This is a genomic window from Mucilaginibacter sp. SJ (assembly GCF_028993635.1).
In the GTDB taxonomy this organism is placed as follows: Bacteria; Bacteroidota; Bacteroidia; order Sphingobacteriales; family Sphingobacteriaceae; genus Mucilaginibacter.
Window position 1 is genome coordinate 552,206 of the sequence record NZ_CP118631.1, and the last position, 11,851, is coordinate 564,056.

The following is an 11,851-nucleotide window of genomic DNA, read 5'->3' on the forward strand; positions in this document are numbered from 1 at the left end:
ATTTTATAATTTTGCAGATGACCTCTAACGAAACTAACAATAATCAAGGACGAACTACGCCCTCGTTCGAAAATACAGAAATAGCTTTTCGCCATTCATCCAATGCCGATCTTAACCGGGCGTACTGGCTGTTCAGGATGATTAATGTCAACTTTTTAGTGAGGATTGGCCCGCCGATTACCAATTTTGCCATGAAGATTGGTTTGCCGATAAAGAGTATTATCAAAGCTACCATATTTAAACATTTTTGCGGCGGTGAAACTATTGCCGAATGTGATAATACCATCAAAAATCTTTATAGCGGTAGGGTAGGTACTATCCTGGATTATTCGGTAGAGGGAGAGGAAGAAGAAACCGTATTTGATAATACCCGCGATGAGATTATCCGTACTATTGACCGCGCTGCCAAAGACAAAGCTATTCCGCTTACTGTATTTAAAATAACAGGCGTAGGCCGTTTTGGCCTGCTTGAGAAGCTTGATGCGCGCCTTAAACTAAACGATACTGAAGAAGAGGAGTGGAGAAGGGTACAAGCCCGGGTGTTGGCGATATGTGATAAGGCATATAAAAACAATGTACCGGTAATGATAGATGCAGAGGAAAGCTGGATCCAGGATACCATCGATCTTTTGGCACTTACAATGATGACTCAGTTTAACAAGCAAAAACCGATAGTATATAATACCTATCAAATGTACAGGCATGATAAACTGGCCTCGATGTTAAACGATCATGCTATTGCTCAAAGCGAAGGCTTTATCTTGGGAGCGAAAATAGTACGCGGTGCGTATATGGAGAAAGAGCGCAAACGTGCCGAAGAAAGAGGTTATCCTTCTCCGATTCAGCCCGATAAAAAATCTGCTGATCTTGATTATGATTCAGCACTTGATTATTGTACCAGTCATATCAATGAAATAGCTTTTATAGCAGGCACACATAATGAAGAAAGCTGCCGTTTGCTGGCCGAATTGCTGGATAATAAAAGTATCGATCATAAACATCCGCATGTTTATTTTTCGCAATTGCTTGGCATGAGCGATAACTTAAGCTTTAACCTCGCCCATGCCGATTATAATGTAGCTAAATACGTGCCTTATGGACCGGTAAAGGCTGTATTACCATATTTATTTCGCCGTGCACAGGAAAATACGGCAATAGCCGGGCAAATGAGCCGCGAGTTAAGCTTAATTACAAAAGAAAGAAAGCGCCGAAGCGCTTAACTTATAAAACTACCATACAAGAGAGCATTTATTAAATTAGTTGCTCTCTTTTTGCAAAGGACTGTATAGTATCCGGAGCCGTCATAAGAAAGGTCTGGATGCCCAACTTTTTTGCGGCCTCCAGGTGCTGCGGGCTATCGTCAATAAATAAGGTTTCTTCGGGCTTTAACTTATTTTCCTTAAGTACCTGCTCAAAAATTGCAGGCTCTGGCTTGCGTTTGCCCGTAAGGTGCGAGTAATATGTTTTTTCGAACAGGTGATCGTTCCCCTCAAAACCGAAATCGGTTTTAAGATAGTTCATGATATAATCATAATGGATAGCGTTAATATTGCTAAGCAAAAAAGTACGGTATTTGTCTTTTAGCTTTAACAGTAATTCGTGATTCCCTTCGGCAATTCCGACCAATATACTGTTCCATGCAGCATCAATCTGAAGATCGGTAAGGGAAGAGTCGTTGGTTTTTTCTCTTACGTAATCCCTGAATTGTGCTGCGGTAACTTCGCCACGATCAAATTTATCAAAAATTTCATCCTGGGTTTTGTGGCCAAAAAACGCTTCGGGGTTACTTATACCTAATTGATTCCATGATTGTTGAACACGGAGAAAGTCGATACTGAAAATAACGTTACCATAATCGAAGATGATATTTTTAATATTTTCCATAAAAAGAGTTTGAGATATGGCCGCAAATATGTAAAATTGCACCCGCAAACAAAAACAAAATAACTGCGCCTATAGCTCAGTCGGTTAGAGTAGAAGACTCATAATCTTTTGGTCCCTGGTTCGAGCCCAGGTGGGCGCACTTAGTAAAAAAGCCGTTTCTGCATCAGAAATGGCTTTTTTTGTTTCTAAACGCCGAGTTCGGTCCCTCAGCAGCATCGTCACTGTGAAGTTTTCGTGACGAGATTTACAGGTTTTTTTGTTGAACTTGACACGTAATCTTCACAAATACGTCACGAAGATTTCGGGTCATAAATGTAAATTTTATGGCAACTGTAGCTGCAGTCGTTTATGAACACCACAAAAAAAATGATGGAACTTTTAACGTAAAAATTAGGGTCTATCACAAGTCGCAAAAGAAGTATATTGATACTACTCATTTTGTCTCAAGGAGACAATTGGATGCGGAATTCAATATCAAAGACAAGTATCTTTTACGGGTGCTTGAAGAAACTCTCGAAGAATATCGCGAAGAGATCACTCGACTTAAAAGTAAGATCGATTTTCTTACCTGTGAAGGCTTACGTGACTATTTACAAAATTTGAACAGCGATATTGATTTCATAAAATTCGCACAGGAGCACATCGATCGATTGATCGAAGAAAAACGAGAGCCTTACTCCAAATGCTTTCGAGTAGTGAGGAATAGTCTGATCGATTATTTCAAACGTACTTCCGCTTCAATCACAGAAATCACGTCGACAATGCTCCATAGCTATGAGCGCTTTCTAAAAAGTGAAAGAACGCATAAACGGATCAATCAACTGGGTAAAGAAGTTACAACTACGGAGAAAGGATTGACGGAGAGTGGTCTTCACAATCACATGAGAGATCTAAGAACCTTGTTCAATGCAGCAAGGAATCTATACAATGATGATGATCTCGGCATTTACAAGATAAAGCATTATCCGTTCAAAAAATACAAAATCGGATCTGCCCCACTTACAGAAAGTAGAGATAACACAATTGAAGAGGTGAAGACCATCATGGAATGTGTGGCGGAGTCCGGTAGCCGTGCGGAGTTAGCGAAAGACCTTTACATGCTTTCATTTTTCATGTGTGGGATGAATGCGGTCGACCTATATAATTCTGAAACCAAGTGGATCAAAAATGGCAGACTTGAATATAATCGTGCAAAAACGAAAGGCAGGAGAAAAGACAGGGCTTTTATCAGTATCAAAATAATTGATGAAGCGATTCCATTATTAAATAAATATATAGGTAAGTTAACGACCAGATATTGCAATTACGAAGGCTTGGACACTGCCCTATCTGATGGCATGAAGAAGCTTAGGGAACTGACAGGTATTCCTGATATTACACTTTATTGGGCTCGGCATACATTTGCTACTCTTGCCAGAAATGAGTGCCGGATGAGTAAAGATGACGTTGGTCAGGCATTAAACCATATTGATAATGGCCATCGTACTACCGATATATATATCGCAAAAGACTGGCGTATAGTGGATGAGGTTCAGGAGAATGTAGTCGATTTGCTGCGCTCAATCAGTAAAGATGTCGAGATCCTTCAAATTGATCCAATTGTTCAACGCGGTGCTATGCGAGCTATCTATGCTTAAGTGTTCTCTAATGGAATCGTTGAATTCTAAAGACCGAATAGATCTATTAATATTTGTATTAGTAGCTTAATCCCTCAAACACTCGGCTAAGTTTGGTATCTTGCTTTTCCTAACCATCGCAAACAATAATGAGAATAACATCGATAAAAGGACTAACACAGGAACAGGAAAGGATATATGATGGATTGTTGCAAATAGGTGAGCTGCTTGCCGCCTTTTACATTGACGCGGTTCTCATTGCCCGCGAACAATGTTTCTTACAAACAAAGGTCAATTTAATTGCTCATTGTGCGCGTGAAATAGACGGAGGTTTACGGGAGATTTTTGTACCTGATAGGGAAAAATTAACCGTGGAAGCCACTCTGCCAGGAAAAAACAAAGGACATTATGCGTCGATACTTGTTGCATTAGGAAACAACAATACGGCAATTGCCGACGAATGGCTTGATGTTGCAAAACGGTTTCACGGTTTGGCTCATCGCCATCAACCGTGGTTGAAACCCAAGAATGTTTCCGAAGTCTTTGAACTATGGGCGCGTTATGAAAAAATCCTATTCATCTTAACGGGCTCATTTTATGCGATTAAGGACAGGATCGACCAGCTTACGAATTTGGCTGTTCCGACGCCAGAGATCATAGAAGTGCTCAAAAACCTGAATCAGGGCCGCCAAAATGAATTTCAATTTTTTAAAAACCTTAACAAACCTGATTGGCTAAAACCACTGTTTGAGGCCGGTGCATTTGATCTTGCTAAACAAGAACCTGTGTATGACCACTTAGGCAGACAAGTCCTAATTGATTGGCTTCCTTTACGCTATTTGGCGAACATTGCTGAGGCTGCTACCATTAGGAAGGAAAAAATAATAGTCGACATCATCGACGGTTTAAAAAAACAAGTTATAGCAAGAGAATTTTTTGTTGACGACTACTCTGTTTATATGATATACAAAACATTAGGTGGTCTGCGGAATTACATATTTAATCAAAGTGATGTAGAATTTCTCAATGCCTATTATGATTATGCTCCCCGTGGCCAATTTCCATTGCACGAATCTTACTTATTGGAAACTTTAGTGAAGAAATATGTGACCGGCGGACAGAAAGATGGCCTTATGACGTTGCTCACTTATTGCTTCGGATTTCGAAAAAAAGAAGAAAAAGTGGATTTCTTTAAAGAAATTGGGATATATACCCACAACAGCATTTTTCCCAATTTTTCATCTATAACTCACCACTATACAATAGACGACTTTTTGTCCAGGATCATTGAGATTACCGGCACCGATTTGCTCTTTGCTCTTAGTGACACCGTTGAAGAACTCGCCGAAGTTAGATCGTATGAATTAAATAGTATTCCCTCTGTTGAGGTCAGTCAGCAAACTGAAATGTACATGCATGACTGGATACTAAACCTCGTAGAATTTATACGTAACGGGGCAGAGTCATTGTCAAAAGAGGAACTTATATCTTTTGTAAAGCATTTGCTTAGTAAAGAAACGGATATACTTCAGCGTATTGCTATCCACCTGATTCGGTTTTCTTACGAGGATACCAGTGATCTGTTTTGGGATTGGATTGGCGCGAACCGCTTGAAAGGATACTTTAACATTCATGAATTATACTTACTAATTCAAATTATATCTGGAAAGCTCAATATCGAAGAATTTAAAAAGCTGGTCGATTGGATCGAGCAAATGCTTTATGAGTCAGAACATTACAAACAGGAAGAGTTGGTGAGGTTTAAAGCACATCGCATTCGGTGCTACTTTTCAGCTTTTCAACCGGAGGAACAACCACAGGCAGATTTATTAAAAGAAAGATCAGCGCATTATCTGCAGATAGATAGCTGGCCACTGGAGCATCCTGAATATGATACTTATTCGACTTCAAGCATGGGTTATGATATTCCTATCCAGGCTGTCGAACTTGAAGCCATGTCCGTGAATGAACAAGTTGCATATATAAAAGCATTACCAAAAAAGGATGACTTTGATACTACACCACAGGGATTAGGTCTTTTGCTCAATAACGCGATTATAGGAGCGCCGGGAAAATATGAATCTGCTTTGCCAGAGTTATTGACATTGGGCGATTTGTATTTACAACAAGTTATCAGCTCTTTTGGCTGGGTAGTTAAGAATGGTACATTATCGGATTGGAAAACGCTGATAACAAAAATAGATGAAAGGTTGCTTAGGGGTGAAAATCCCCAGGCGGGCTTGAATGACTATGAGCAAACACTTACTGCTTTGGCAGAATTACTTGTCCAACTATACGAACACGGCGATAAATTCGACTATTCACTGGATGACCTTGATTATTTGATAGGTCTTTGTGAAAGGTTGCTGTTGATAGATTTTCCTAATCAACTATCTGAAAGTTCTTATCGCGACCATCTTTCTGATCGGCTCAACAGCCTTTGGGGTAAGGCTTTTGACGCGCTGGTTGGCTTTAATAGATTCTGGTCAAATCACGCCGAAAACAAAGGCGGAGTCAAACTTAACAAAACTATTTCCGCTTATATAGAAAAATATATTAGCAGCCCCGAAACCACACCACCGTCCTTTTTTATCAATATAGGATGGCACTTCCCATATTTGTTGGCAATTGGCCCAGAATGGTGCGCAAAGCATGCAGGGCAGTTGTTCCCTATTGAACATGGGTATCAATTTGGGCTGGTGATTGATAACGTTTTATCCCCATATCAGGAAGTTCACAAAAACGTATTGCTGTATTTCGGTGATAATAATTTAAATGCCTATCTGGTAAATCGGAAATACTCTGACGAAGCCAGCTTCAATAGAGTTTGCCGTTATGCCTTAACAGAGTTAAACTATATTGATAATCAGTCTATTGATAGGCAAGGGTCATTGATAAATCTAATAGTAGAAAAGGGCGATCCGGAGCAATACAAAGCGCTGATTACTGTGGCTTTACAAAATAAACATGCAAACGAGATGGCGATGATGACGTTATGGTCAAATCTCCAGGATCGTATATTAAAAGCGGAAAAAGAATACGAAGTTGTAATAGCCAATGTTGGTAGTCTTGCTTTAATAAGTGGTGTTTCCACACAAACGCTTGATTTATTGGATAAAGCGATCCCATATTTAAAAAATGGGTCGGTACCTTACCAACTTACAGCGCTATTATCGCGAAGATTTGAAATCTCGCCAGTTCGGATTGCGGAAACTATATTAGCCATTTGGGATCAGACGAAATTACGGGTTATGGTTACCGAGGAATTATCCGATTTCATAGAGAAGCTGTATGCACAAGGTTTCAAAGCATCAGCAGATGAATTATGTATTTACGTGGGTGGGCTGGGGAACTATGAACTGAAGCCTATATTTGATAAATACCAGGTAAAGAATTTACCGTCATTAAACGGAGATGGCTTATAATTAAATATGGGAGATGTTTTGAGGATACCAATTTCCGTTGCCTCCCCGAATTGTTGGAAATTAGAAAACGACGTTAACTGTTTTCTAAAAATAAAACTGTTTGTACCTTAGTGAAACAAAGCCTTAGTGCTATCATACTTAACCTTATTATTTATTAATTGGAAATCTCAGAAGAAAAACTTAAGGCACTAAGAACTTATACATGTTCAGTTATGAACCATGTATATTGGGTTAAGCAAGCCTTTGATGTAGTTCCATCAAAGGAGCATTATGCATCCTGTATTAATTATGTCGATTTACAAGAATATAGAGATGAGTTCTGCGATGAACTTGTCAATACTATTCCTGAATGGATATATAGTAACAAGAAAGCTGCCGAGATAATCGACCAAATGATCACCGAAGAAGGTCGAAGTCCTCGAAATGCCGAGTCTGCACTACGAACTGCTACCTTTCATAAATTCAGAAATGGAGAGACAGACGAAATGTTACTTCAAGGGCAGTTTGGAGAACTGGTTCTATTCAATCTACTTCAAGTATTTTTTGACGCAATACCTTTGCTACGCAAAATGTCTTTGACAACGTCAGAGAAAATGGAACGTTATGGCGCTGATGCAATTCATTATAACTATACTAATTCCAAGCACTTACTGTATTTAGGTGAGGCTAAAGCGTATATTAGTTCGTATCAGTTTAATACAGCCTTTGAAAAAGCCTTAAACAGCATTTTGGATAGCTATAAGAATCATAGAACCGAGCTCAAACTTTACATCTATGATGACTTCCTGGATGACGAACTTATACCGATAGCCCAAGCTTACAAAAATGGCACTTTGAGACCTGTTGAATTACAGTTTGTGTCTGTGATACTTTATAATGAAACCAATAGAATTCTTGGCGCATCAGAAGCCGACAAGAAGCAAAGTATTATAAATATTATTACCGACAGAGCAAAGAAAATCGACAAAACCCTATTTAACGATATCGATGAAGCTCTTCTGCCACGTTTTAATTACATTTTCTTCCCTCTTTGGGAAATGACTGAACTGCTTAAATATTTTCAAAAACTTATCGGACGCTAATGAATGTTGAAGAAACAAAAGAGGTATTGAACCAACTCTTAGATATCGACTTACGCAGTAACGCAGCAAAGTTCAAGTTTATTCCTTCATTCGAATACTCGCTAACAAAAGATTTTATTGCTGAATGCATCCAGGTAGTTGATACGTTATCCTATACGATGACAGAAGAAGCGGATCGCCATCTTGTAACAATCTCTGCCCTATTATGGACTTATGCTAAAGACAAATGGTTAGGGTTAGAGGATTACCTGATATTATTCCTTACCCGGCGAGGGTTTGCACCTACTGCCACAATGCTTGATGAAACATATATTCAATCCCAAGAAAAATTTAAAAGTCAAAGAAGCTTATTTAATCAGTTTGCTGTAACATTAAACCAAGTAAAATTCCAAATAAGGGTTGCCGAGAGATCATTTTTGATTACAAGTTTTCAAAAAGAGGTTTGGGACGCTGTGAATAACAATCGTATGGTTGGGGTTTCTGCACCAACTTCTGCGGGCAAGTCCTATATTATTTTGATAAAAATGATGGAACTGTTGCTGGAAAGAATAGGGCCCGTAATTTACATTGTACCAACTTTAAGCTTAGTTGCGCAAGTAGCTACCGATATTAAACGGCAACTCAGTTCTTTCAACATAGACTGCCAAGTCGAAACCTCGTATAATCATCAACAGCATGCACCTAATTTGGTTTACGTTCTAACACAGGAAAAAGCGCTTGCTGCATTTAGTACAACGGAACGATCGTTTGAAAGTCTTCGATTACTTGTTGTGGACGAAATACAAAATGTAGAGAGGGTTGCTGAAAGTCGAGACCAGCGGGCAAAAATATTGTTTGATCTAATGATTGATATGAAGAATACCTTGGAGATAGACAAGATAATTCTTTCAGGCCCACGAGTTACAAATATTGACGTATTGGGTAAAGACATTTTTGGAATAGATGGTTATAAAGCATCGACCAGAAATTCTCCGGTTGTAAACCTAACCTACTCGCTAAAAAAAATAAACTCTCATGAGTTTAGGTTCAAACAGTATTGTGATTTGAACGCGGAAGCAAAAAGTTTAAAAATAGAAAATCAGCAAACGCTACAGGGATATGGTCAAACGATGTATACCGCTAAATATTTAGGGTATTTTGGAGCATTTATGTCTTGTTTCTCTCAGGACGAGAGTAATATTATTTTTTCCCCAACAGCAGGCGCGTCTCGTAAGATGGCAGAGGAGTTGCGTGTTGCTTCAGACAACCGCAATGACGATTATTTAGTTCAACTTTCGAAATATCTGGCAGAAACCGTACACGAGGATTTTAGCTTAAGTGATACCGTGCTTAGCGGTATAGCATATCATAATGGCAAGCTTCCACATCATGTTCGCAATGCCATAGAGGATGGAATAAAAAAAAGATATATCAGAAACATAGTATGCACGACAACCTTGTTGCAAGGTGTAAATCTCCCGGTCCAAAACATTGTTATCCGTAATCCAAATCTTTTCGAAAGATCACAGAACGGTGAGCGTCCACAACTTACCAGTTACGAAGCAGCCAACTTACGGGGTAGAGCAGGAAGGCTATTAAAAGATTTTATAGGTCGAACATATGTTTTGGACGAAGATAGCTTCACTGACATAACTGACCGTCAAACTTCAATGTTCGAGAATACTGAAAAGAATATAACGACGGGATATAAAGATGTATTTCAAAATTATCAGCAAAACATTGTAGGCGATCTAAACCAAAATACAGGTCAAACATCAGCCAACGTACAATATGCCTATTTGTTAACCTATGTCAGGCAGACTGTTCTTAGGCACGGTGAAAATGCCTCAAACAGAATGCGAGAGGTAGGAATTAGCCTCCCCGACAATGTGCTCTCAAGCGTAATCGCCGAGATGAACGATTTAGAGGTTAGCAAAGAAATTTGTCTTGCAAACAGATATTGGGATCCGCTTGACCTTAACAAATTGTCACAAGTTTCAACAGAATGGGATTTACCAACAAGCGCTTCAGATAGTTCAATAGCGGTGAAGCTCAAAAATATCTTATTAAATTTAAAAGAGAACTTCCCTGTCTACTATAACCGGCTCTTTGGTATTCAAGAGAATGAAAATTTCGATCCGTTAATGACAGCGTGCCGCAATGCGGAAAGTTGGTTGAAAGGACACTCTTTAAAAAGAATCCTTAGCGGAAATTATTTTGACAACAACGACAAAATCGAGCGTACGATTGTATTGCTGCAGAATAAGATATCGTTCGATCTACCTATGCTCTTGAAGCCTCTTTATGATATCAGAGTACCAAATCATATGTTTTTACGCTTTTTAGAAACTGGAGCCTATCAACCTATGATCAGGAGATTGATAGAGATGAATATCCCCCGCGAAACAGCTATTTCACTGGCACAAAATTACGATTTAGGAGATTCTGATAACATTTCCAGTATTAAACGTAATCTTGATGAAATTTACAATGGCTTACCTTATTTTGATAGACTACAATTGCAATTGCTGTAATTCTTGCTGATAAAATGTGAAGTTGACTAAAACAGAGCTGTCTGTGGCTGTGAGCCGTAAAAGCCGCCATCATATTTGGGGACCTTTCCACCCCAGTCATAAAAAGCATCCTTTAGTTTGCCTTCGGGATGCGGTTTTCCACCCCGTATAGAAAATACCGGATAAAAATCGAGTTTTTCCTCCGGTATACTATAATTAAAGATCTCTGCCATTTCTCCTTCCGAAAGATCTTCTCTTATCCAGGCCTGCTCCATTTCAGGAGTAAGGAATAACGGCATTCTGTGTTTATTATCACCGTCATTGTGTATCCAGGTCATCACATCATTAGAAGATCGCGTGATCATCGTGAACGTCGGGAATTTAAAAAGCTCCCCCGTTTCCTGATCAACCTCCTGGCTAACCTGGTATAAAGCCGGTACATAGAAACCATCCCTGCCTTTTTCACTTACATGATAAGGTATCTTATTTTTAAAGCCGGCTACTTTCTGATGTTCAAATATGCCCGTTGTCGGGATCAGGCAACGGTTGTTCCTCATTTTGTACCAATACGATCTTTTATCTGCAAGAATGCGTTCGGACTGCGCATTTACCATATTTCGTCTTCGTATTTGGCGCTGCTTGGGATCATTTTCATAAACAGGTATGACTCCCCAGCTCATGTTGACCAGGTGCAGCCCTTGTTTTTGTACGACTATCGGATAATTCGGCAATATTTCGCAGGTCACATGGACCATTTCATCAGGATGACGGGCAACATCGGGTGATACTTGAATCCCCTGAAAATCCCGGGTTACCACTTGTATTTCTGAATGAAAACTAATATCTCTACACATACTGATTAGGTTATGATCTTACTGAACAATGCTGTGTGGCTATGCCCCCCCGAGCTGATCTCAGCCTTTACGCGCCCATACTCCACATAGATCCGAACATTATATTCTTCATCTTTCGGCATACGAATATACTTAATGTACGAATGAACATTCTTGCCATAGGCCTTTTCCAGCCTTTTTTCATTTCGCTTGTCTATCGTTCCGTTAAAGAACACAGAGTATCCCGCGACTGTTTTCACAAGATCGATCACTTTTTGACGGTCATTTTCATCGTTAAGGTTTTGGTACTTGCCTTCTTTGGGAGCCAGTTCCTGAGCATGTCCCAAAGCCTCAAATTCGCGCTCATAAGCGGACAAAAGAAAACCTTTCTGTGCCTCGACACCAGGCCATACAAATCGTTGAATAACAATGTAGGGTTTACTGGCTTCGATAAGCTTCGGTATCGAATGCTCGTTTACCCGGAGAAAAGGATTGTAGAACAATTGGTTCATCGTATCA

The 11,851-nt window shown here is 39.5% G+C and carries 8 protein-coding genes and 1 tRNA gene; 6 read left to right on the forward strand and 3 right to left on the reverse strand.

The genetic code is table 11. The annotated features are described in order from the left end of the window. Positions 1 to 17: 17 nt before the first annotated feature. Entirely contained in the window at positions 18 to 1,220 is a 1,203-nt protein-coding gene (locus MusilaSJ_RS02025) for a proline dehydrogenase family protein (protein ID WP_274988406.1), read from the forward strand. Positions 1,221 to 1,251: 31 nt separating this feature from the next. On the opposite strand, the gene MusilaSJ_RS02030 is transcribed toward MusilaSJ_RS02025, so the two are convergent. After that, a complete protein-coding gene (locus MusilaSJ_RS02030; RefSeq protein WP_274988407.1) occupies positions 1,252 to 1,884 on the reverse strand; it encodes an HAD family hydrolase in 633 nt (210 codons plus the stop codon). A 65-nt stretch (positions 1,885 to 1,949) separates the two neighbouring features. Here MusilaSJ_RS02030 and MusilaSJ_RS02035 point away from each other — a divergent pair. From MusilaSJ_RS02035 to MusilaSJ_RS02055, 5 genes are all read left to right on the forward strand, one after another. Continuing rightward, positions 1,950 to 2,023: transfer RNA gene (locus MusilaSJ_RS02035), tRNA-Ile, on the forward strand. 184 nt (positions 2,024 to 2,207) lie between these two features. Next, entirely contained in the window at positions 2,208 to 3,521 is a 1,314-nt protein-coding gene (locus tag MusilaSJ_RS02040) for a site-specific integrase (RefSeq protein ID WP_274988408.1), read from the forward strand. Between the two features lie 128 nt (positions 3,522 to 3,649). Beyond that, positions 3,650 to 6,925 carry a hypothetical protein gene (locus MusilaSJ_RS02045; protein ID WP_274988409.1) on the forward strand — a complete coding sequence of 1,092 codons (3,276 nt, stop codon included), beginning with the start codon at positions 3,650 to 3,652 and terminating at the stop codon, positions 6,923 to 6,925. Between the two features lie 158 nt (positions 6,926 to 7,083). Further along, a complete protein-coding gene (locus MusilaSJ_RS02050; RefSeq protein WP_274988410.1) occupies positions 7,084 to 8,007 on the forward strand; it encodes a HamA C-terminal domain-containing protein in 924 nt (307 codons plus the stop codon). After that, positions 8,007 to 10,520 (forward strand): DEAD/DEAH box helicase, encoded by a 2,514-nt coding sequence (locus MusilaSJ_RS02055; protein WP_274988411.1) that lies wholly within the window; start codon positions 8,007 to 8,009, stop codon positions 10,518 to 10,520. Before MusilaSJ_RS02050 ends, MusilaSJ_RS02055 begins: the two co-directional genes overlap by 1 nt. A gap of 26 nt (positions 10,521 to 10,546) precedes the next feature. Here the strand turns inward: MusilaSJ_RS02055 and MusilaSJ_RS02060 are convergent, their stop codons facing one another. Further along, positions 10,547 to 11,353 carry an SOS response-associated peptidase gene (locus tag MusilaSJ_RS02060; RefSeq protein ID WP_274988412.1) on the reverse strand — a complete coding sequence of 269 codons (807 nt, stop codon included), beginning with the start codon at positions 11,351 to 11,353 and terminating at the stop codon, positions 10,547 to 10,549. A 5-nt stretch (positions 11,354 to 11,358) separates the two neighbouring features. Further along, entirely contained in the window at positions 11,359 to 11,844 is a 486-nt protein-coding gene (locus MusilaSJ_RS02065; RefSeq protein WP_274988413.1) for a hypothetical protein, read from the reverse strand. Between the last annotated feature and the right edge of the window lie 7 nt (positions 11,845 to 11,851).